This is a genomic window from Streptomyces sp. LX-29, from assembly GCF_029541745.1.
In the GTDB taxonomy this organism is placed as follows: Bacteria; Actinomycetota; Actinomycetes; order Streptomycetales; family Streptomycetaceae; genus Streptomyces.
This window is the reverse complement of the sequence record NZ_CP089746.1, coordinates 5,540,381-5,562,278: the sequence shown is the minus strand read 5'-3', so window position 1 is coordinate 5,562,278 and position 21,898 is coordinate 5,540,381. Positions and strand designations below refer to the sequence as shown.

Sequence of the window (21,898 nt, the reverse complement as noted above, 5' to 3'; positions counted from 1 at the left end):
GGCCCGCGCCTGAGGCGGAGGTCCGGGGTGGGTGGACGGGACCGTCCGACCACTCCGGACCTCCAGGTCAGGACGGTGCGGGCAGCCCCGCTTCCTCGCTCAGCTCGGCGGAGGGCATGGGCTCCACCAGCACGGTGACGATCTTGTTCCGACGTCCCGCGGCGGCCTCCGCGGTCAGCCGCAGCGACCGGCCGTCCGGGAGGTCCACCAGGCCGGAGGCGCCGGCGATCGGCACCCGGCCCAGGGACTTGGCGAGCAGCCCGCCGACCGTCTCCACGTCCTCGTCGTCCAGCTCCAGCCCGTAGAGCTCGCCCAGGTCCCCGATGTCCAGCCGGGCGGTCACCCGGTAGCGGTCGGCGCCCAGCTCCTCCACGGGCGGCAGCTCCCGGTCGTACTCGTCGGTGATCTCGCCGACGATCTCCTCCAGGATGTCCTCGATGGTGACGATGCCGGCGGTGCCGCCGTACTCGTCGATGACGACGGCGACGTGGTTGCGCTCCTGCTGCATCTCGCGCAGCAGATCGCCCGCGTTCTTGGTGTCGGGGACGAAGGTCGCCGGCCGCATCGCCGTGGACACCAGCTCCGTCTCGGCGTCCCGGCTGATGTGCGTCTTGCGGGCCAGGTCCTTGAGGTAGACGACGCCGACGATGTCGTCCTCGTTCTCCCCGGTCACCGGGATGCGGGAGAAACCGGAGCGCAGCGCGAGGGTGAGCGCCTGGCGGATGGTCTTGTAGCGCTCGATGACGACGAGGTCGGTGCGGGGCACCATCACCTCGCGCACCAGCGTGTCGCCCAGCTCGAAGACGGAGTGCACCATGCGCCGCTCCTCGTCCTCGATGAGGGACTCCTTCTCCGCCAGGTCGACCAGCGCGCGCAGCTCGGCCTCGGAGGCGAACGGGCCCTTGCGGAAGCCCTTGCCGGGGGTGAGCGCGTTGCCCAGGAGGATCAGCAGCGCGGGCACCGGGCCCATCACCCGGGCCAGCGGCTGCAGCACATAGGCGGCCGCGGTGGCGGTGCCCAGCGGGTGCTGGGCACCGATGGTGCGCGGGGAGACGCCGACGGCGACATAGCTGACCAGGACCATCACGCCGATGGCCACGGTCAGCGCCTGCCAGGTCTGGTCGAACTCGCGCAGGCAGGCGTAGGTCACCAGGGCGCCGGCCGCCACCTCGCAGGCCACCCGGACCAGCAGCGCGACGTTCAGATAGCGGGTCGGGTCCTCGGTCACCACCATCAGCCGGGCGCTGCCGCGCCGCCCCGAGCGAAGGGCCTCCTCGGCGCGGAAGCGGGTGGTGCGCGCCAGGCCGGCCTCGGCGCAGGCCGCCAGCCACGCGACGACCACCAGCAGGACGGTCGCCGCGATCAGCTGTGCGGTCATCGGGTGGTGGGGGCCGGCGAGGGACCGGTGATACCGCGCTCGGCGCGCCAGCCGTCCACGATGGCGGCCTGGAGCCCGAACATCTCGGCCCGCTCGTCCGGCTCCTCGTGGTCGTACCCCAGCAGGTGGAGCACGCCGTGCACGGTGAGCAGCTGGAGCTCCTCGTCCATCGAGTGGTTGGTCGGCGCCTCCTCACCCTGGCGCTTGGCGACCTCCGGGCAGAGCACGATGTCGCCGAGGAGCCCCTGCGGGGGCTCCTCGTCGTCCTTGGCCGGCGGGCGCAGCTCGTCCATGGGGAAGGACATGACATCGGTGGGGCCGGGCAGGTCCATCCACTGGATGTGGAGCTGCTCCATGGCGTCGGCGTCGACGACGATCACCGAGAGCTCGGAGAGCGGGTGGATACGCATCCGGGCGAGGGCGTAGCGGGCGACGTCCAGGATCGCCTGCTCGTCGATGTCGGTTCCGGACTCGTTGTTGACGTCGATCGCCATGGTGCTGTGACTACTGCTTCCCGTTGCGGCTGTCGTACTGCTCGTACGCGTCGACAATACGGCCGACCAGCTTGTGTCGGACCACGTCGGTGCTGGTGAGCATCGAGAAGTGGACGTCCTGCACCCCTTCGAGGATCTCCCTCACCTGACGCAGCCCGCTCTTGGTGCCGCCGGGGAGGTCGATCTGGGTGATGTCACCCGTGATCACGACCTTCGAGTCGAAGCCGAGCCGGGTGAGGAACATCTTCATCTGCTCGGGATTGGTGTTCTGCGCCTCGTCCAGGATGATGAACGCGTCGTTCAGCGTCCGGCCGCGCATGTACGCCAGCGGGGCCACCTCGATCGTCCCGGCGGCCATCAGTCGCGGGATGGAGTCGGGGTCGAGCATGTCGTGCAGGGCGTCGTAGAGCGGGCGCAGATACGGGTCGATCTTCTCGTAGAGCGTGCCGGGCAGGAAGCCCAGCCGCTCCCCCGCCTCGACCGCCGGCCGGGTCAGGATGATCCGGTTGACCTGCTTGGACTGCAGCGCCTGGACCGCCTTGGCCATGGCCAGATAGGTCTTGCCGGTGCCCGCCGGGCCGATGCCGAACACGATGGTGTGCTTGTCGATGGCGTCGACGTAACGCTTCTGGTTGAGCGTCTTCGGCCGGATGGTGCGGCCGCGGTTGGACAGGATGTTCTGCGTGAGCACCTCGGCCGGGCTCTCGGGAACGCCCGTCTCGCCGTTGTCCGCCGCTCGCAGCATGGCGATCGAGCGCTCCACCGCATCCTCCGTCATGGGTTGACCGGTGCGGAGCACCAGCATCATCTCGTCGAACAGCCGCTGGATCAGAGCCACTTCGGCGGGGTCTCCGGTCGCACTGACCTCGTTGCCCCGGACGTGGATGTCGGTTGACGGGAACGCCTGCTCGATCACGCGCAGCAGCGAGTCACCGGAGCCCAGGACCATGACCATGGGGTGCTTGCTCGGGACGGTGAACTGGGCGTGCGCCTGCCGTTCTGTGGGTGTCTGCGTCATGGGCCGGCACTCGGGCCTGCTGCTACCTCCTCGTGCAGGGTGCCCCTGCTCGACCTCCTTGGGATATCAAGGGTACGACGGTATGCCGACATCGCCCGAGCCCTTTTCCGGAAGGCTGTTCCGGGCCGGGGGCGGGCGTGCTCAGTCCCGCGGGACCTCCGAGACGTAGGGCTTGAGGAACGCGCCGATGAGGTCCTCGATGTCCGTCAGGGACCTCTCGTGGTGGGAGATCTCGTTGCGCCGGCGCACCTTCTCCTGCTCGTCCACCCGCGCCCCGTCGATGTTCCGCTTCACGCTGACGATCAGCTCCTGGAGCCGGTCCGCGAGGGCGTCGGCGACCCCGCGCCAGTGGCCGCGCAGGTCGGCGGCGCGGTTGCGCGCGTACTGCTGGCCCGAGGCGTCGGCGGTGCGCACCAGGTGCGCCGCGAAGTCCTCCGCCACCTTGCCGCGCAGCTTGCCGACCGAGAAGACGGCCACGAAGCCGGCGCTGAGCGCGCCGAGGGCCGCGCCGAAGGCCATGGCGGCGCCGAGCGGCGGCATGGCCACGCCCAGGCTCACGGCTCCGGCGCTGGCCGCGGCGGCGAAGCCACCGCCCGCCCCCGCGCCCGCGCCGGCCCCGAACGCCATCATCGGCACCGCCCGCAGGTGGAGCGGGATATCGGGGTCCTCCCCCGCGGCCCGGCCCCGGTCCGCCGACAGGGCCAGGGCCTGCTGGAGGTAGTCGTGGTCCGGCACCGCGGGGAGGCCGGTCAGCTCGCTGCGCAGCTCCTCCAGCGTGTTCGCGTACGACTGCAGCAGCGGCTCGATGCGCTGGAGCAGCTCCGTCTGCTTCTGCCGTATGAACGGGTCCACGGTGCGGGTGCAGAAGATCTGCATCTCCCGCTGGAGGACGCTGACGTAGCCCTGCTGGATCTCCCGGGAGAGGGCGACCCGGCCGTCCCGGGTGAAGGCCCGGGAAAGCCGCCCGAGCGACCCCTTGCCCTTGGCGTCCCACTGCGGGACCTGTTCGCCCAGCTCCCGCAGGAACTCGGCGAACGACATCTTCACCTCCGACTCCACCTCCGAGATCCAGCGGTCGACGCAGTCCCGGATCTGGGTCAGGGACTGCTGGAGGTGGTCGCGGGTGCCCTGGCTGCGGTCCAGGATGGCGCGCAGTTCCTCGGCGGACTTCGCCAGCATGGCGCTTTCGCCCTGGAGCCGCCGCCGGAGCAGCACCACGTTGTGGCGGAGGAATTCCGCCAGGCGCACGAACTTCACCCGGGCGATATCCCGCTGACAGAACAGCTCCAGGGCCTTCTCGAACTCGAGGATCCCGGATTCCCGCTCCGCCGCGCCGTCATGCGAGATCCGGGCCTTGAGGGCGGTCAGGGCGCTCACGAAGAAGATGTTCGTGCCGCTTGAGGACCCCGACGCGCGACTGAACTGGGTGACGACGTTCCGACACCGGCTCTGGACCTCGGCCCGGTCCTCCTCGCCGATCCGGTCGAACTGGTTGACCACGAAGAAGATGTCCCGGTGGCCGAGCTCCCGGACGTGGTCCAGGTAGTTCTTGGTCTCGTTGAGGGTGAAGGGGCGGCCGGCGTCCGTGACGAAGACGACCGCGTCCACCTGCTCCAGGAAGCTGAGGGTGATCAGCTCCCGCTCCGGGCTCTCGTTGATGCCCGCGGAGTCGACGATCTCCACCGACTGACGCAGCAGGTCGAGCGGCTGGGAGACGACGGCCAGGCCGAAGGAGGGCTCGCGCGGCGCCCCCTCGGCGTCGATCTTCAGCGAGACCTCCTCCTGGAACTTGTCGATGCTCACCACGGTGGAGGAGCCCCGGCGCTCCACGCCGCGGTAGAGCCGGGCCTTCTCCACCTCGCCCCACTGCAGCAGGGTGGTGAAGGCGGTGGCCGGGTTCGCCTTGGTCGGCAGCAGCTTCTTCCCCAGCATCGCGTTGATCAGCGTGCTCTTTCCGCTGCTGAACTCGCCGACGACCATGATGCGGAAGGTCTCGCGCTCGAAGACGCTTTCGGTCTTCTCCAGTCGCTGGGCAGCGCCGAGCTCCCGGGTCTCGCCGATGATCTCGTCGGCGTTCTCCGCGATGACCTGCAGTCGGTGAAAAAGCTCCCGCAGTTCTCGGACGCGACTCGCCCAGTCGTCGAACCTCGCGGCCGCCGGACCGGATTCCTGCTGGATTTCCTGGCTACCGGATTCCTGCTGGATTTCCTGGCTCACGAAGACCCTCCTGGTCGCGGCATTTCTACCCCCAGTGCGGACATATGGGTTTCGACCTCCCGACGCAGCCGCGCCGCCTCGTCGCGCAGGCTCCGCCAGTGCTCACGGGAGGCCGGGGGCGCGGCCAGGGCCGCGGTGTGCAGCCGCCACCACTGCTCGTCCCGGTCCCGGGCCCCGGCCTCCAGCCGCTCGTACAGCCCGGCGACGCGGCGCTCGACGGCGGCCAGGTGCTCCTCGAAGGCGGTGTCGACCGCGTGGTCGACCTGGTCGACGGTGTCGAGCAGCCGCCGCTCCTGGCCGCGGGCCAGGGCGCCCTCCACCAGCCCGGTGGCCACGGCCCCGAGCACGGCCGCGATCGCCTCGGAGGCGACCGGCGCGAGGGCCTGTTCGACGGTGCCGCCGACCGCCTCCGGGAGCCAGGCGGCCGCTCCCTCGAAGGCTCCTCCGCCGGCCCCGGAGCGCGGCGGCGCAGGAGCCTCGTACGGCGTCGCCGGCGGGGCGGGCGTGAGCTCCGCGAAGAGGTGCTCGCCCGGCCGGCCGGCGGCCAGCCGCTCCCGCAGCCAGCCGGTGTCCTCGGCCAGTGCCGCCTCGACGGCCCCGACGATCCAGCCCTCGAACTCCTCGAGCGCCAGCTCGATGCGGGGCAGGGCCCGGAGCCGCAGGAAGGCCGGGAGGTCGGGCGCCTCGGACAGGGTGGCGGACAGCTCGGCGGCGCAGCGGGCCCGGCGCAGGCCCGCCTCGGCGCGCACCCGCCCGATGAGCGCGGCCCGGCGCCGGTCGAGCTCCGACCCGAGCACGATCCAGCCGAACCGGGCGCTCTCGTGGGCGGCGTGCCACACCTCCAGCGCCCGCGTCTGCCGCTCGGTGTCGCGCCGCGCGTCGGCCGGCCCCCGCTCGGCCGCGCCCGCCACCAGCTCGCAGGCGTCGGCGAGCAGCCGCAGTCGGCGCACGGTGCGCAGCGCGATCCGCTGCCGGGCGCCGGTGAGCGCGGTGAGGGCCGACCGGCACAGCTCCAGGTGCTCGTCGTCCCGCGTGGGCCGGCTCGCCCCCGACTCGCGCCCACGGTTCTCGCGGTCGCCGTCCTCGCGGTCGCCGCCCGTCGGAGAGCCCGCCGTTGAGGACCGGTCCGCCGGGGAGGCGTCCGGTGCCCGCTCCGGGAGCGGGCCCGGCAGCAGATGCGCCTCGGGGGCGAGGGTGCGTATCAGGTGTCTGACCCGGCGCATCACCTCGTCCCGCTCGTCTTCGACCTCGTCGAGCTTGGTGACGACCACGACGATGGCCGGCGCGTGCGGCTGGCCGGCCAGCCCCCTGATCCGGGCCTGCTCGGTGCCCAGCAGGGCCCTGCGCGCCTCGGTGGCCACCACGACCACGTCGGAGTCCGCGACGACCCGCGCCGGCTCGCCCCCGTCCGCCCAGTGGGCGGGCGCCTCCGCCGTCAGATCCCAGCCCGGCGTGTCGACCAGCTCCAGACCGGACCGCGCCAGCCAGTCGTCCCCGCCCTCCGATCGCACCACGGTCGGCGGGCGCGCGACCGGCAGCGCCGAGACCGGTACCCGCGCCGCGCCCGCGAGCCGGTTGACCAGCTGCGACTTGCCGGCATTGGTGCTGCCGACGACGCACACCCGGGCCAGCGGCGTGCCGGCGCGGCGACCCGCCCGGCGGATGAGCGCGGCGGCGCCGTCGGCTCCCGCGCGGTCCGCGAGCAGGGCCACCCGCTCGGCCAGCGCGAGCTGCGGATGGTCGGCCGGCGCGAGCCGCGCGTGCTCCGCCGAGGTGTACCGCGCGTCGCGGCCACCGGGCTTTCGGTCGTCGTCCGGTTCGGCCCTGCCGCTCGGATCTCCTTCGCCTCCTGCTCCCCCTTCGGCCCCCTCGCCCCCTTCGTCTGCTTCCCTCGGTTCACCCGGCGGTGCGCACGCCGCATCCATGCCGTATGACCACCTCGCCCCATGAGTGCGCCGACATCCGCAGGCGCGTACGGCCCCGCTCGGGCCTCCCGATGCCCGAAGGCGTCCCATGATGGCAAGCACCGCTCCCCACCCGCCGGGCTTTGGCCATAACAGGGCCACCGCCGCCCGTGGCCCCGCCCCGCCCTCTCCGCCTCTCCACGCTCACGCGGGGCCCGGCCGGGTCAGGACGAGCGGAAGCCGATCGTCGGCACGGCCCTGCGGAGCGGCCAGGGGCGGTGGGTGGCGGGCAGTATCCGGTCCAGGAAGTCGTAGCGGGACAGCGCGCACGGCGCGGAGCCCATCGGTCGTGCCGAGCGCAGCGCCTTCGCCCGCTCCCACCAGGCCGCGATCTCCGCCCACCCGGGCGCGGACAGGGAGCCGCCGAACTCCTGCACCGAGAGCGCGGCGGTGAGCCCCGCGAAGGCCAGCCGGTCGGCCAGCGGCCAGTCGGCGAGGGTGCCGGTCACGAAGCCCGCCATGAAGACGTCCCCGGCGCCGGTGGGGTCCAGCGCCTCGACCTCGATGGCGGGGACCTCGGCGGTCTCGCCGGTGCGCCCGTCCACCGCGTACGCCCCCTCGGCGCCGAGGGTGACCACGGCCAGCGGCACCCGGTCCGCCAGCGCCCGGGCGGCGGCGCGCGGGCAGTCGGTGCCGGTGTAGCGCATCGCCTCGGCGGCGTTGGGCAGGAACGCCTCGCAGTGCTCCAGGTCGGCCAGGTCGGCCGGGTCCCAGCGGCCGCTGTCGTCCCAGCCGACGTCGGCGAAGATCCGGCTGCCCTGGCGGGCGGCCTGGGCGATCCACTCCTCGCGGCAGCCGGGCACCAGCGAGGCGATGGCGGCCCGCGCCGCCGGCGGGGTGTCGGGCGTGGGCTCCGGCGGGGGCGCCTCGTGGCCGTGGGAGACCATGGTGCGCTCGCCCTCGTACGCCATGGAGACGGTGACCGGGGAGTGCCAGCCGGGGACGGTGCGGGACAGCGAGAGGTCGATGCCCTCGCCCTGGGCGAGGGCGTCCCAGCAGTACTCCCCGTAGTGGTCGTCGCCGAAGGCCGCGGCCAGCGAGGTGCGCAGGCCCAGCCTGGCCAGCGCGGTGGCCATGTTGGCGACCCCGCCGGGGCTGGACCCCATGCCGCGCGCCCAGGACTCGGTCCCGCGCACCGGGGCGGAGTCCAGGCCGGTGAAGATGATGTCGAGGAAGACGGTGCCGGTGAGGTAGACGTCCCGGGGCGGATCGGCGGGCGTGCGCAGGGCGGCGAGCGGGTCGAGCAGCGGGCTGTCCGCCTCGAACTGATCACTGCTGTGTGTCGTCACCGTGCGCTCCCCGGGTCGCTCCGCGCTCCGCGCCGGCATGGCGCCGCGGTGAGGGGTCAGCGAGGCGTCATGCCACCGATGTGCTGTGGTCTGGCCAGTGTGCCTCATGTCACTGACAACGCCCCGTCGCGGCCACCCGGCCGGCGGTCCCGGCCCGCGACCCGGCCCGTGCGCCGTCCCCGCGTGATAAAGGCGCGCGTGTGGTGCTCAACACGCTTGCGCGGGGCAGCCCTTGCGGGTCAGGCTGTGGCCCCCGTCCGCCGAAGACCGCGCGCACACCGCCTGGCGGGTGGTGGTCACGTGTGTCCTGTGCGAAGGGTCCCCATGACAGATCACGTGGTTGAGAGCTCCTCCGGTCCGCGCGTCAGCGTGACGGCGGTGACCGCCCACCCGGAGGAGATCCAGCATGTGCGACGGCTGGCGAACGAGCGGCTGCGCCACTGGGGTCACGCGAAGGAGGTCCGGCAAGTGGTCGCCCAGGGCATCAGCGAGCTGCTGACCAACGTGCACAAGCACGTCGGCCACGGCGCGCCGTGCACCCTGACGCTGGCCGAGCGACCCGAGGGGCTCGTCGTCATGGTGCACGACACCAGCCCGCGCATGGCGGTGCCGGCCGAGGCGGCGTGGGACTCCGAGACGGGGCGCGGACTCTCCCTGCTCCAGGCGATGGTGGCCGAGCTCCGGTCGGAGCCCACGCCGACGGGGAAGGTGGTGTCCTTCCTCGTCACCCACCGGACGCCGGACGCGGCTGACGACGCTTGGGCAGCGGGACCCGCATCAGATCACGGGCCACGGTGAGTTCTCCCGCGAAGCCCGCGGCCCGCGCCTGACGCTCGAACTCGGCGGGGTCGCCGTACCGCTGGGAGAAGTGGGTCAGCACCAGGTGCCGCACCCCCGCCCCGGCGGCGACCGCGGCCGCCTGGCCGGCCGTCAGATGGCCGTGCTCGACGGCCAGCGACTCGTCCTCGTCCAGGAAGGTGGACTCGATGACGAGCATGTCGCACCCCTCGGCGAGCGCGTGGACCCCCGCGCACAGCCGGGTGTCCATGACGAACGCGAAGCGCTGACCTGGGCGCTCCTCGCTGACCTCCTCCAGCCGGACCAGGCGGCCGTCGGCGCCCTGGACCGCCCCCTCCCGTTGGAGCTGTCCGATCCGCGGCCCGGCGATGCCGTGCTCGGCCAGCGCCTCGGGCAGCATCCGGCGGCCGTCGGGCTCGACCAGGCGGTAGCCGTAGGACTCCACCGGATGGGAGAGCCGGCGGGCCTCCAGGGTGTAGCCGCGGCAGGCGGCCAGCACCCCGTCCTCCGCCACCGGCCGCTCGGCCAGTTCGACGGTCTCCCGGTAGGCGGTGGCGTACCGCAGCCGGTCGAAGAAGCGCTGGCCGCTGGCCGGGTAGTGCGCGGTGACCGGGTGCGGCACCCGGTCCAGGTTGATCCGCTGGATCACCCCGGCCAGGCCCAGGCTGTGGTCGCCGTGGAAGTGCGTGACGCAGATCCGGTCGATGTCGTGCGCCGCGACCCCGGCGCGCAGCATCTGCCGCTGGGTGCCCTCACCGGGGTCGAAGAGGATGCCGTCGCCGTCCCAGCGGAGCAGATAGCCGTTGTGGTTGCGGTGGCGGGTCGGGACCTGGCTGGCGGTGCCCAGGACCACCAGTTCTCGTGCGGACAAGGGAACTTACCCCGGAGGCCACTGGAGGCCGCGGCCACCGAGCACATGCGCGTGGGCGTGGAAGACGGTCTGGCCCGCGCCCGTGCCGGTGTTGAACACGATCCGGAAGCCGGTGCCGTCGATCTTCTCCTCGGTGGCGACCTCGCCCGCCTCACGCAGTATGTCCGCGGCGATCGTCGGCTCGGCGGCCGCGAGGGAGGCGGCGTCCGGGTAGTGCGCCTTGGGAATCACCAGGATGTGCGTCGGAGCCTGGGGATTGATGTCGCGGAAGGCGACGGTGGTCTCGCTCTCCCGGACGATGGTCGCGGGCACGTCTCCCGACACGATCTTGCAGAACAGGCAGTCGGCCTGCGGTTCTCCCGCCACCGGTGGGCTCCTCCGGGTCGTCGGCTCGTACGGTTCCGTACGGTGGGGATGCTACCGGGCGGTCAGCATCCGGTGCCGCACTACTTGCCGACGGTGGGAGGTGCGGAGGTCCGCGGCGCGGACGGGCCGGTGGCGGGATCGTCGGTGGGCTGGTGGGCGGTTCGCGTGGCGCCGTCGGACGGCGGCCGCTCGCCGCCGTCGCCGCCACCCTCGCCGCCCCCGCCGCACTCGCCGATCACGTTCGCGCGGAAGACCTGCTTGCCGGCCACCTTGGCCGTCAGATCGCCGCGCACGCACCGCCCTTCGCGCGCATGGGTCACGACGCCGGTGACCCGGATCTCCGCGTCGCCCCGCTCGGTCTCCCCGCGACAGTCCACGGACGCCTCGCTGGCCGGTGAGGAGGACGCCCCGATCACCTGGTCGCCCTTGAGGTCGGCGGTGCAGGTCATCCACCGCACGCCGATGCCGCCGCGCTCCAGCGCCCGGGTGGCGACCTTGTCCGTGGTGATGGCCACGCCGATGGCGCTGAGCCCCCGACGCTCCTCGGGTTCGCAGGCCGTCACGGCCAGGACCGCAACTCCCGTGAGGCCGGCGGCAAGCAGCCGCCGCGCATGTCGTAATGCCCCCATACGGGACAGACTGCCAGCCCGCCGCGCGATCCGGAAGAGGCGCTGCCGCTCCGGTTCGCCGGAACGGTCACCACCGCGCGCCGGTCGGGCACCACTTGGGCTCCGCCGGCGTGGTCGCTCGCCTTCAGCTCGGCGGCGCGCACGGTGATGAACGGGTGACTGCGCGGTCGCCGGGGGTTTCCGTCAGGACCAGCGGCCGGTGCGGCCCAGGAGGAGGGCGGTGGCGGCCGTGCCCGCCGTGGAGGTCCTGAGGACCGTGCGGCCCAGCCGGTACGGTCGGGCGCCGGCCTCCGCGAAGGCGGCGAGCTCCTCCGGGGAGACGCCCCCCTCGGGGCCCACGACCAGCACGATGCTCCCCGAGGCGGGGAGTTCCGTGGTGGCGAGCGGTTCGCTGCCCTCCTCGTGCAGCACGGCCGCGAAGTCCGCGTCGCCGAGGAGCGCGGCGACCTCCTTGGTCGTCATCGCGTCGTGCACCTCGGGGAAGCGCACCCGACGTGACTGCTTGCCCGCCTCGCGTGCCGTACTCCGCCACTTGGCCAGGGACTTGGCGCCCCGGTCGCCGCGCCACTGGGTGACGCAGCGGGAGGCGGCCCACGGCACGATGGCGTCGACCCCGGTCTCCGTCATGGTCTCCACGGCCAACTCGCCGCGGTCACCCTTGGGGAGCGCCTGGACGACGGTGATGCGCGGGGCGGGCTCGGGCTCGGCCGCGCCGCCGGCGGTCACCCGGACCACCAGCCGGTCCTTGCCCTCGGCGGCGAGCACGACGCCCTCCGCCCAGGCGCCGCGGCCGTCGGTGAGGACCAACTCCTCACCGGCGCGCAGCCGGCGCACCGACACCGCGTGCCGGCCCTCGGGTCCGTCCAGGACGAACTCCCCCGCCGCCGGCACCGTGTCGACCACGAAGACGGGCGCCGTCATGACGCCACCCCGTCGCGCGGGGCGGCCGACTGTCCGGCCCGCGCCGCCTCCAGCTCGCCGACCAGCACCTCGACCAGCCGTCCGGCGGGGAGTTCGCGCGCCAGCCGGTGGCCCTGGCCCGCCCACAGCGCCATGCCCTGCGGGTCGCCGATCTTCGCCGCCGCCTTGCGCAGGCCGGAGGTGAGGTGGTGCACCTGGGGGTAGGCGGCGGGCGCGTACGGGCCGTGCTCGCGGATGAACCGGTTGACCAGGCCGCGGGCCGGGCGACCCGAGAAGGCTCGGGTCAGCTCGGTGCGCGGAAACAGCGGGTCGGTCATGGCCGCCTTGTGCAGCGGGTTGGCCGCCGACTCGGGGCAGACCAGGAACGCCGTGCCCAGCTGGGCCGCGCTCGCGCCGGCCGCCAGCACCGCCGCGATCTGCCCGCCACGCATCAGTCCGCCCGCCGCGATGATCGGGATCCGCACGGCGTCCCGGACCAGCGCGGTCAGCGTCAGCAGCCCGGTGCCGGCGCCGGCGCCGTCGGCCTGCGGGTCGTCCCGGTGCGTGCCCTGGTGGCCGCCCGCCTCCACGCCCTGGACGCACACCGCGTCGGCGCCCGCCCACTGCGCCGCCTCCGCCTCCTCCGGCGAGGTCACGGTGACCACGGTGCGCGTGCCGGCCTTGGCGAAGGCCTCGAAGACGGCGCGCGAGGGGCAGCCGAAGGTGAACGAGACCACCGGGACGGGGTCGTCCAGCAGTATCGCCAGCTTGACCTCGTAGGCGTCGTCGTTGCCCGAGTCGGGGTCGCCCAGCGGCGTCTCGTACCAGGTGGCCTCGGCCGCGAGCTGCTCGCTGTAGACCTCGAGGGCGGAGGGGTCGGCGACGGCGGGCTGCGGCATGAACAGGTTCACCCCGAAGGGGCGTTCCGTCTGGGCGCGGAGCTGTTTGATCTCCTCGTACATCGCCTCCGGCGTCTTGTAGCCCGCGGCGAGAAAACCGAGGCCGCCCGCGTCGGAGACGGCGGCGGCGAGCCGGGGACAAGAGGCGCCACCGGCCATGGGGGCCTGCACGATCGGGTACCGATAGAGATCGGTCAGCGCGGAGGACATGACCACATCGTGTCACGTCCCCCGCACCGCACAGTACCGACCTCGGGCCTCGGCCGCGGCCGGGCGCCCGACGGCGAGGCGGAGCCCGGAGAGGGCCTCTCTCCGGGCTCCGCGTGCCACGTGCCTAGCGCCCGTTGAACGCGTCCTTCAGACGCGAGAACAGGCCCTGCTGCCCCGGCTTGAACTCGCCCGTGGGGCGCTCCTCGCCGCGCAGCTTGGCGAGCCGACGCAGCAGCTCCTCCTGCTCCGGGTCGAGCTTGCTGGGCGTCTGCACCTCGACGTGGACGACGAGGTCGCCACGGCCGCCGCCGCGCAGATGGGTGACGCCGCGCTGGTGCAGCGGGATCGACTGACCGGACTGGGTGCCGGGCCGGATGTCGACCTCTTCCATGCCGTCGAGCGTCTCCAGCGGCACCTTGGTGCCGAGCGAGGCCGCCGTCATGGGGATGGTGACCGTGCAGTGCAGGTCGTCGCCGCGACGCTGGAAGACCGGGTGCTGAAGCTCGTGGATCTCGACGTACAGGTCGCCCGCCGGGCCACCGCCCGGGCCGACCTCGCCCTCGCCGGCGAGCTGGATCCGGGTGCCGTTGTCCACACCGGCCGGGATCTTGACCGTGAGCGTGCGGCGGGAGCGCACCCGGCCGTCGCCGGCGCACTCCGGGCACGGGGTGGGCACCACGGTGCCGAAGCCCTGGCACTGCGGGCAGGGGCGGGAGGTCATGACCTGGCCCAGGAAGGACCGGGTGACCTGGGAGACCTCGCCACGGCCGCGGCACATGTCGCAGGTCTGCGCCGAGGTGCCGGGGGCCGCGCCCTCGCCGGTGCACGTGGTGCAGACGACGGCGGTGTCGACCTGGATGTCCTTGGTGGTGCCGAACGCCGCCTCGTCGAGCTCGATGTCGAGGCGGATCATGGCGTCCTGGCCGCGCCGGGTGCGGGACCGGGGTCCGCGCTGCGAGGCGGTCCCGAAGAACGCGTCCATGATGTCGGAGAAGTTGCCGAAGCCCGCGCCGAAGCCGCCGGCGCCGGCCCCGGCACCGCCGGTGCTGGAGAGCGGGTCGCCGCCGAGGTCGTAGACCTGCTTCTTCTGCGGGTCGGAGAGGACCTCGTAAGCGGCGTTGATCTCCTTGAACCGCTCCTGGGTCTTCGGGTCCGGGTTGACGTCCGGGTGCAGCTCGCGAGCGAGCCGGCGGAACGCCTTCTTGATCTCGTCCTGCGAGGCATCCCGCCGCACGCCCAGGACTGCGTAGTAGTCCGTCGCCACTTACGACTCCGCCAGGATCTGTCCGACGTAACGTGCCACTGCGCGTACCGCTCCCATCGTTCCGGGGTAGTCCATGCGGGTCGGTCCGACCACGCCGAGTTTGGCGACCGCCTCGTCGCCCGAACCGTAGCCGACCGCGACGACGGACGTGGACGTCAGCCCTTGGTGGGCGTTCTCGTGCCCGATGCGTACGGTCATGCCCGGATCCTTGGCCTCACCCAGGAGTTTCAGGAGCACGACCTGCTCCTCCAGGGCCTCCAGGACGGGCCGGATGGTGAGAGGAAAATCATGTCCGAAGCGGGTCAGATTGGCGGTGCCGCCGATCATCAACCGCTCCTCGGTCTCCTCGACCAGGGTCTCCAACAGGGTGGCCAGGACGGCCGAGACCGTGCCGCGGTCGTCCACCTCGAAGGAGTCGGGCAGGTCCTGGACGAGCTGCGGGATGTCGGCGAAGCGCCGCCCCACCACCCGGCCGTTGAGCCGCGCCCGCAGGTCCGCGAGGGTCGTCTCGCCGACCGGAGCGGGGCACTCCACGTGCCGCTGTTCGACCCGTCCGGTGTCGGTGATCAGCACCACCATGACCCGGGCCGGCCCGAGCGCCAGCAGCTCGACATGGCGCACCGTCGACCGGCTGAGCGACGGGTACTGCACGACGGCGACCTGCCGCGTCAGCTGGGCCAGCAGCCGGACCGTGCGCCCCACCACGTCGTCCAGGTCGACCGCGCCGTCCAGGAAGTTCTGGATGGCGCGCCGCTCGGCCTGGGAGAGCGGTTTGACGCCGGCGAGCTTGTCCACGAACAGGCGGTAGCCCTTGTCGGTGGGGATGCGGCCCGCGCTGGTGTGCGGCTGGGCGATGTATCCCTCGTCCTCCAGGGCGGCCATGTCGTTGCGCACCGTGGCCGGGGAGACGCCGAGCCGGTGGCGCTCGGTGAGCGCCTTGGAGCCGACCGGCTCCTCGGTGCCCACGTAGTCCTGGACGATGGCGCGCAGCACTTCGAGTCTGCGTTCACTCAGCATGGCGCACACACACCTCCAGTCCGGCCGCCGCTCGGGGCTTGAAGTCTCTTCCCCCTGGCACTCACCTGAGTCGAGTGCCAGATCTTCCGGGCCCAGTGTACGGCCGGGTGCCAGGGCGCGGGCAAGGGCCGGCCCCGCCGCCCCGGCCCCGCACCAGCCCTGACCGGCCCGTCCGGGCCCGGTCCGAGCCCCGTCCGGGCCCGCTGCCGCCCCGCTCCCGGCGTCGCCGCCGGCGACCGCGAGCCGCCCCGGGCGCCCGCGCGACGCCGTCGTGCTGGCGCTAGCGTCTCCCTATGAGCAGCGATGGGGAAGAGGCGGGGATGAACGGTGACGGCGAGCGGGCGCGCTGGGAGCGCCTCGCGCCGGGGGTCGCACGACGCCGGCTGCCGGGCTGGGACGCGACGGTGGGGGCGATCGCCGGGGAGACGGGGGTGCTGGTCGTCGACACCGGCTCCACCCTGCGGGAGGGGGCGGAGATCCGCCGGGAGGTGACCGAGCTCTTCGGCCGCCGCCCGACGCACATCGTGCTCACCCATCCGCACTTCGACCACGTCCTGGGCACCGCCGCCTTCGCGGGCTGCGAGGTGTACGGGTCGGTGGGGCTGGCCGGGCTGCTGGAGCGGGAGCGGGACGAACTGCGCGGAAGCGCGGTCCGGCAGGGCGTGGACGCGGACGCGGCGGCCGAGGCCGTCGACTTCCTGGTGCTGCCCCACCATCCGGTCACCGGGGAGCTCACCGTCGACCTGGGCGGCCGTCGGGTGCTGCTCGCCGACCTCGGCCCCGCCCACTCCAGCCACGACCTGGTGGTGCTGGTCCCCGGCGCGCCCGCCTCCGACGAGCCGCCGGTGGTCTTCTGCGGCGATCTGGTGGAGGAGTCCGGCGAGCCGCAGGCCGGCCGGGACGCGCTCCCCGGTCGCTGGCCCGCCGCCCTGGACCGGCTGCTCGACCTGGGCGGCGAGGACGCGCGGTACGTCCCGGGGCACGGCGCCGTGGTGGACGCGGCCTTCGTGCGCCGCCAACGCGCCGAGCTGGCGGCGCGGTTCGGGGTGGCGTAGCGTCTCCCGGTGCGCAGCAGACAGTACGACCCGGATCTGACCCCTCCGTGGAAGCGGAGCGCTCCCGTGCCCGAGGTGCCGGCCGAGCCCGATCTGGTGGTCGAGGAGGTCACCACCGGCTTCTGCGGCGCCGTCGTCCGCTGTGAGAAGACCGCCCAGGGCCTCACCGTCACTCTCGAGGACCGCTTCGGCAAGCACCGGGTGTTCCCCATGGAGCCGCGCGGCTTCCTGCTGGAAGGCCGGGTCGTCACCCTGGTCCGACCGACGACCCCGGCCCGGCAGGCGGGTCCCCGGCTGACCGCCTCCGGTTCGATCGCGGTGCCCGGCGCCCGCGCCCGCGTCGCCCGCGCGGGCCGCGTCTACGTCGAGGGACGCCACGACGCCGAGCTGGTGGAGAAGGTATGGGGCGACGACCTGCGCGTCGAGGGCGTGGTGGTGGAGTACCTGGAGGGCGTCGACGACCTTCCGGCCCTCGTCCGCGACTTCGCCCCGGGCCCCGACGCCCGGCTGGGCGTGCTGGTGGACCATCTGGTCCCCGGCTCCAAGGAGTCCCGCATCGCCGCCGAGGTGACGGGCGACCACGTCCTCGTCGTCGGCCACCCGTACGTGGACGTCTGGGAGGCGGTCAAGCCCTCGTCCGTGGGCATCCCCGCCTGGCCGACGGTCCCCCGCGGGGTGGACTGGAAGACCGGCGTCTGCCGAGCCCTGGGCTGGCCGGAGCACACCGGCGCGGCCTGGCAGCGGATCCTGGGCTCGGTCCACTCCTACAAGGACCTGCGGCCGGAGCTGCTGGGACGGGTGGAGGAGCTGATCGACTTCGTGACGGTGGGAGCCTAGCGCGGCTTGCCCGGCAGGGTCAGCAAGGCGGACGTGTCAAGAGTGACGCCCAGCATGTCCAGGGGTACAGGGTCACCGAACTTGGTGGTTCGCTGGACCGAGTAGTCGGCCTCGTCTCCGGCTCCGACGGGTTCTGTGAGCAGCACGCACTGGGCAGCGAAGGGGTCGACGATCAAGTAGGCGGGAACCCGTCCGGCTGCATAGATCCGGCGCTTGATCTCGTAGTCGTAGTGGCCGCTGTTCTTGGACACGACCTCCACCAGCAGGGCAGCGGCCGGGCCGTCGACGAGTCGCCCCGGGCCCTCGAAGGCGCCCTGTTCGATGACCACCAGGTCCGGCTGCGGCTCGCTCTCCTCTCCGGGGAGAGCGATGTCCTGCGTCTGGAGTGGGTACCAGCGATCAAGAGGAATCTGCCTCTCGATGAGCAGCACATTGATGTTGTGGACCCGGTCGGGCCCAGCCATCATCACGATGTCCCCCCGCAGCAGTTCGATCTTGTAGTGCCCGAAGATCTCGGGGTACTTCTCGAATACGTCGACCATTCGCTCGTACACAGCGGTCATCTCCGTGGTCCTCCACATCCGCCGCGTGCGATTCACCCACAGCCTATGAAGACCCTAGGGAGGCATGGGGTTCACGCGCGTCAGTTCACCCGAACAGGTAATCAGTCCACCAGATCGCGCACCACCGCGTCGGCCAGCAGCCGCCCGCGCAGCGTCAGCACCGCACGGCCGGCGTCGAACGGGCCCCGCTCCAGCAGCCCGTCCGCCAGGGCGCGCTCGGCCGCCGCGCGGCCGGCCGGCTTCAGCAGGTCCAGGGGGCAGCCCTCGGACAGCCGCAGCTCCAGCAGGATCCGCTCGACCCGGCGGTCCTCCTCGGCGAGGACCTCGCGGCCCGCGCCGGGCGACCGGCCCTCGCTGAGGGCCTGGGCGTAGGCGCCCGGGTGCTTGACGTTCCACCACCGCACGCCGCCGACGTGGCTGTGGGCGCCGGGGCCCGCGCCCCACCAGTCGGCGCCGCGCCAGTACAGCTCGTTGTGGCGGCAGCGGCCCTCGGGGGTGGTGGCCCAGTTGGAGACCTCGTACCACTCGAAGCCGGCGGCCGACAGCCGGTCCTCGGCGATCAGATAGCGGTCGGCGTGCACGTCGTCGTCGGTCATCGGGACCTCGCCGCGTCGGATGCGCCGGGCGAGCTGGGTGCCCTCCTCGACGATCAGCGCGTACGCGGAGACGTGATCGGGCTCCGCGCCCAGCGCCGCGTCCAGGGAGGCGCGCCAGTCGTCGTCGCTCTCACCCGGCGTGCCGTAGATCAGGTCCAGGTTGACGTGCTCGAAGCCGGCCGCGCGGGCCTCGGCGACGCAGGCCTCGGGGCGGCCCGGGGTGTGGGTGCGGTCGAGGATCTTCAGCACATGCCGGCGGGCGCTCTGCATGCCGAAGGAGACCCGGTTGTATCCGCCCTCGCGCAGCTCGGCGAGGTAGCGCGGGTCGACGGACTCCGGGTTGGCCTCGGTGGTGATCTCGGCGTCCGGCGCCAGCCCGAACTCCTCCCGGACGGCGGCGAGCATCCGCCCCAGGTCGGCCGCGGGCAGCAGGGTCGGGGTGCCGCCGCCGACGAAGACCGTCTGGACCGGGCGCGGGTCGTCACCCAGCACCTTGCGCGCCAGCCGGATCTCCTCGATCAGCGTGTCGGCGTAGGTCTCGCGCGAGGCGAGCGCGCCGCCGGAGCCGCGCAGCTCGCTGGCGGTGTACGTGTTGAAGTCGCAGTAGCCGCAGCGGGTGGCGCAGTACGGCACATGCAGGTAGAAGCCCAGCGGCCGCCCGGCCGCACCCGCCAGCGCGTCGCGGGGCAGCGCCCCGTCGTCGGGCACGGGCTCACCATCGGGCAGTACGGAAGGCATGCAACCCATTGTCCGGCATCGCCGGAGCGACCCGGGCCGCGCGGCCCCGGGCAGGGCCCGGTGGACGGCGGGCGAGGCCGGAAACGGCGAGCGGGAGTGGTGGGCGGGGGGCGTGCGGGGGTGGCTGGCGGGACGGGGACGGCAGCCGAAGACAGGCCGGCAGCCGGAGGACAGGCCGGCGGCCGGGAAGACGGGCCGGCAGCCCGGGGATCGGGACGGCGGCCGGGCACCGGGGACGGACACCGGAGTCCGGGCGGCCGCCGGACACCAGCCGGCCGAGACGACTGCCGGGGCCCACGGCGCCGGCCCGGGCACGAACGCGGGGACCAGACGGCCGGACGCCGCGCGGGGCGGAGGCTCGGAACCGTCGCGGCGCGCGCACCGGCCCCGGGAGCCGGTCGGATCGACCCGCGGGGAGCCGGTCGGACCGGCCGTCACCGCCCCGCCCGTGGTGGGGCCGGCCCGGCCGCGGGGTGGCCCGGGGACGGTCGGGGCGCGGGACGGCCCGGGAACGGTCGCGCCGCGGAAGGGGTCGGTCCGCGGACGACCGGGCGCGGGAGCCGTGAGGGGCCGGATCCGACCGGCCCCTCAGCCTCGCTTCGCCCCGCCGGCGAGGCGCTACGCCTCGCGGGTGCCCGCGTACATCTCCTCCAGGAGGTCCTTGTACTCGCGCTCCACGAAGGGCCGCTTCAGCTTGAGGCTCGGCGTGAGCTCCCCGTGCTCGACGTCGAGGTCGCGCGGGAGCAGCCGGAACTTCTTGATCGTCTGCCAGCGCTGGAGGCCCTCGTTGAGCCGCTTGACATAGCCGTCGATCAGCTCGTGCACCTCGGGGCTGGCCACCACCTCGGCGTACGTCTTGCCGCCCAGGCCGTGGTCCTCGGCCCAGCCGAGGATGGTCGGCTCGTCGAGGGCGATGAGCGCGGTGCAGTAGTTGCGGTCGGCACCGTGCACCAGGATGTTGGAGACGAACGGACAGACCGCCTTGAACTGTCCCTCGACCTCGGCCGGGGCCACGTATTTCCCGCCCGAGGTCTTGATCAGGTCCTTCTTGCGGTCGGTGATCCGCAGATAGCCGTCCGGGGAGAGCTCGCCGATGTCGCCCGTGTGGAACCAGCCGTCCGGCTCCAGCACCTCGGCGGTCTTCTCCGGCTGCCCGTGGTAGCCCTGCATGATGCCGGGGCCGCGCAGCAGGATCTCGCCGTCCTCGGCGAACCGGACCTCCAGGCCGGGCAGCGCCTTGCCCACGGTGCCGGTGCGGTAGTTCTCCGGGTTGAGGAAGCTGGCGGCGCTGGACTCGGTGAGTCCGTACGCCTCCAGGATGTGGATGCCGGCGCCGCCGAAGAAGTAGGCGATGTCGGGGGAGAGCGCGGCCGAGCCGGAGACGGCGGCCCGCAGCCGGCCGCCGAACGCCTCGCGCAGCTTGGCGTAGACGAGCTTGTCGGCCAGGGCGTGCTTGGTCCGCAACCCGAGCGGGACCGCCGCGGTGCCGGTGCGCCGGAAGTTGTCCTGGGAGACCTTGGCGTACTCCCGGGCGACCTCGGCGGCCCACTGGAAGACCTTGTACTTGGCGCCGCCGGCCTCGCGGGCCTTCTTCGCCGAGCCGTTGTAGACCTTCTCGAATATCCGGGGCACGGCGCACATGTAGGTGGGTCGGACCACCGGCAGGTTCTCGATGATCTTGTCGACCCGGCCGTCGACGGCCGTGGCGTGCCCGACGTAGATCTGCCCGGCGGTGAGCACCTTCCCGAAGACATGCGCCAGCGGCAGCCACAGGTACTGCATGTCGTCGGGGTAGAGCAGATCGATGTTGCCGATGGCGACGGCCATGTACGACCACGCGTCGTGGGCCAGCCGCACGCCCTTGGGGCGCCCGGTGGTGCCGGAGGTGTAGATGAGCGTCGCCAGCTGGTCGGCGCGGAGCGCGTCGATCCGCTCCTGGACGGAGTCGGGGTGCTGGGCCAGATGGGCCTCGCCGCGCCGCTCCAGCTCGGCCAGGGAGAGCACCCAGCCGTCCGGGTCGTCCGGGGCGGCCACCGCGTCCGCCGCCTCGATGACCACCACGTGCGTCAGCTCGGGCAGCCGGTCGCGCTGCTCGCGCGCCTTGGCGAGCTGGGCCGCGTCCTCGGCGATCAGCACCCGACTGCCGGAGTCGGCGAGGATGAACGCGGTCTCCTCGGCGTTGGTGCTGGGGTAGACGGTGGTGGTCACCGCGCCGGCGCAGAGGACGCCGAGGTCGCTGATGATCCACTCGACGCGGGTGCCGGCGGCGATCGCCACCCGCTCCTCGGGGCGCACCCCGAGGGCGAGCAGGCCGGCGGCGACGTGGAAGACCCGATCGGCGGTCTGCCGCCAGGTCAGCGGGCGCCACTCGTCGGGGCCCTCGCCTGAGGCGGGCGGCACCGGGTAGCGGAACGCCTCGCTGTCGGGTGTCTTGTCGACGCGCCGAAGGAAGTGCGTCGCCAGGGACGGCGGCCGGTTCTCTAGCAACGTCTTCGTGTCGGTCACGGCATCCTCCGGGGCCCGCCTCAACGCTCGTCGACCGACGCCGTCGACCCTCGACTTCCGTCGATGGTCGGACTCCGTCGGCCGACTCGTCTTATTGACTCGTGGGTAACCTTCGAGTGGAGATCAGCGTAGAGGCCGTATCCGCTGTTGGTAAGGGTCTGGCGGGGACGTTGTCCGCAGAACGCGGATCAAGGGCCCGGCGTGGTGCGCCGGACCCTTGTCGGGGTCGGTGTGACGACCCGGCCGCGGATTCCACGGCCGTGCCTCGCGGGCGCGCTCCCGGGCGCCCG

General features: G+C 73.0%; 19 protein-coding genes. 3 read left to right on the top strand and 16 right to left on the bottom strand.

Translation table 11 applies throughout. The annotated features are described in order from the left end of the window. Window positions 1–67: 67 nt before the first annotated feature. The 6 genes from LRS74_RS23380 to LRS74_RS23355 form a co-directional block, all read right to left on the bottom strand. Window positions 68–1,378, bottom strand: coding sequence for a hemolysin family protein (locus LRS74_RS23380; RefSeq protein WP_277742851.1), 1,311 nt, complete (start codon window positions 1,376–1,378; stop codon window positions 68–70). Then, a complete protein-coding gene (ybeY, locus tag LRS74_RS23375; RefSeq protein WP_277742850.1) occupies window positions 1,375–1,872 on the bottom strand; it encodes an rRNA maturation RNase YbeY in 498 nt (165 codons plus the stop codon). The genes LRS74_RS23380 and ybeY overlap by 4 nt, the downstream gene beginning before the upstream one ends. Window positions 1,873–1,882: 10 nt before the next feature. Beyond that, the gene (locus LRS74_RS23370) at window positions 1,883–2,890 is read right to left on the bottom strand and encodes a PhoH family protein (protein WP_277742849.1); all 1,008 of its coding nucleotides are present in this window, start codon (window positions 2,888–2,890) and stop codon (window positions 1,883–1,885) included. A 141-nt stretch (window positions 2,891–3,031) separates the two neighbouring features. Continuing rightward, the gene (locus LRS74_RS23365) at window positions 3,032–5,107 is read right to left on the bottom strand and encodes a dynamin family protein (protein WP_277742848.1); all 2,076 of its coding nucleotides are present in this window, start codon (window positions 5,105–5,107) and stop codon (window positions 3,032–3,034) included. Then, window positions 5,104–7,032, bottom strand: coding sequence for a GTPase (locus tag LRS74_RS23360; protein WP_277742847.1), 1,929 nt, complete (start codon window positions 7,030–7,032; stop codon window positions 5,104–5,106). The genes LRS74_RS23365 and LRS74_RS23360 overlap by 4 nt, the downstream gene beginning before the upstream one ends. Window positions 7,033–7,235: 203 nt before the next feature. Beyond that, a complete protein-coding gene (locus LRS74_RS23355; protein ID WP_277742846.1) occupies window positions 7,236–8,360 on the bottom strand; it encodes a PfkB family carbohydrate kinase in 1,125 nt (374 codons plus the stop codon). 324 nt (window positions 8,361–8,684) lie between these two features. Here LRS74_RS23355 and LRS74_RS23350 point away from each other — a divergent pair, with 324 nt between their 5' ends. Then, a complete protein-coding gene (locus LRS74_RS23350) occupies window positions 8,685–9,158 on the top strand; it encodes an ATP-binding protein (RefSeq protein ID WP_277742845.1) in 474 nt (157 codons plus the stop codon). Here LRS74_RS23350 and LRS74_RS23345 read toward each other — a convergent pair. The 7 genes from LRS74_RS23345 to hrcA form a co-directional block, all read right to left on the bottom strand. Further along, window positions 9,085–10,029, bottom strand: coding sequence for a ribonuclease Z (locus LRS74_RS23345; RefSeq protein WP_277742844.1), 945 nt, complete (start codon window positions 10,027–10,029; stop codon window positions 9,085–9,087). The genes LRS74_RS23350 and LRS74_RS23345 overlap by 74 nt on opposite strands. A gap of 6 nt (window positions 10,030–10,035) precedes the next feature. Beyond that, window positions 10,036–10,395: a histidine triad nucleotide-binding protein gene (locus tag LRS74_RS23340; RefSeq protein WP_277742843.1), complete on the bottom strand. Its 360-nt coding sequence runs from the start codon at window positions 10,393–10,395 to the stop codon at window positions 10,036–10,038. Between the two features lie 80 nt (window positions 10,396–10,475). Then, a complete protein-coding gene (locus LRS74_RS23335) occupies window positions 10,476–11,024 on the bottom strand; it encodes a hypothetical protein (protein ID WP_277742842.1) in 549 nt (182 codons plus the stop codon). A 183-nt stretch (window positions 11,025–11,207) separates the two neighbouring features. Next, a complete protein-coding gene (locus tag LRS74_RS23330; protein ID WP_277742841.1) occupies window positions 11,208–11,945 on the bottom strand; it encodes a 16S rRNA (uracil(1498)-N(3))-methyltransferase in 738 nt (245 codons plus the stop codon). Then, complete coding sequence (locus LRS74_RS23325; protein WP_277742840.1) at window positions 11,942–13,033, bottom strand: nitronate monooxygenase; 1,092 nt, start codon at window positions 13,031–13,033, stop codon at window positions 11,942–11,944. The genes LRS74_RS23330 and LRS74_RS23325 overlap by 4 nt, the downstream gene beginning before the upstream one ends. Window positions 13,034–13,157: 124 nt before the next feature. After that, window positions 13,158–14,297: a molecular chaperone DnaJ gene (gene dnaJ / locus LRS74_RS23320; protein ID WP_277742839.1), complete on the bottom strand. Its 1,140-nt coding sequence runs from the start codon at window positions 14,295–14,297 to the stop codon at window positions 13,158–13,160. Next, window positions 14,298–15,314, bottom strand: coding sequence for a heat-inducible transcriptional repressor HrcA (gene hrcA / locus LRS74_RS23315; RefSeq protein WP_144383621.1), 1,017 nt, complete (start codon window positions 15,312–15,314; stop codon window positions 14,298–14,300). Window positions 15,315–15,634: 320 nt separating this feature from the next. On the opposite strand from hrcA, the gene LRS74_RS23310 reads away from it, so the two are divergent. Further along, complete coding sequence (locus LRS74_RS23310; protein ID WP_277744889.1) at window positions 15,635–16,369, top strand: MBL fold metallo-hydrolase; 735 nt, start codon at window positions 15,635–15,637, stop codon at window positions 16,367–16,369. Between the two features lie 9 nt (window positions 16,370–16,378). Continuing rightward, the gene (locus tag LRS74_RS23305) at window positions 16,379–17,206 is read left to right on the top strand and encodes a DUF3097 domain-containing protein (RefSeq protein ID WP_277742838.1); all 828 of its coding nucleotides are present in this window, start codon (window positions 16,379–16,381) and stop codon (window positions 17,204–17,206) included. Here LRS74_RS23305 and LRS74_RS23300 read toward each other — a convergent pair. The 3 genes from LRS74_RS23300 to LRS74_RS23290 all read right to left on the bottom strand — a co-directional run bounded on the left by LRS74_RS23300 (window position 17,203) and on the right by LRS74_RS23290 (window position 21,608). After that, a complete protein-coding gene (locus LRS74_RS23300) occupies window positions 17,203–17,769 on the bottom strand; it encodes a Uma2 family endonuclease (protein ID WP_277742837.1) in 567 nt (188 codons plus the stop codon). The genes LRS74_RS23305 and LRS74_RS23300 overlap by 4 nt on opposite strands. A 101-nt stretch (window positions 17,770–17,870) precedes the next feature. Beyond that, complete coding sequence (hemW, locus tag LRS74_RS23295; protein ID WP_277742836.1) at window positions 17,871–19,103, bottom strand: radical SAM family heme chaperone HemW; 1,233 nt, start codon at window positions 19,101–19,103, stop codon at window positions 17,871–17,873. Between the two features lie 618 nt (window positions 19,104–19,721). Continuing rightward, complete coding sequence (locus LRS74_RS23290; protein ID WP_277742835.1) at window positions 19,722–21,608, bottom strand: long-chain fatty acid--CoA ligase; 1,887 nt, start codon at window positions 21,606–21,608, stop codon at window positions 19,722–19,724. Window positions 21,609–21,898 lie beyond the last annotated feature (290 nt).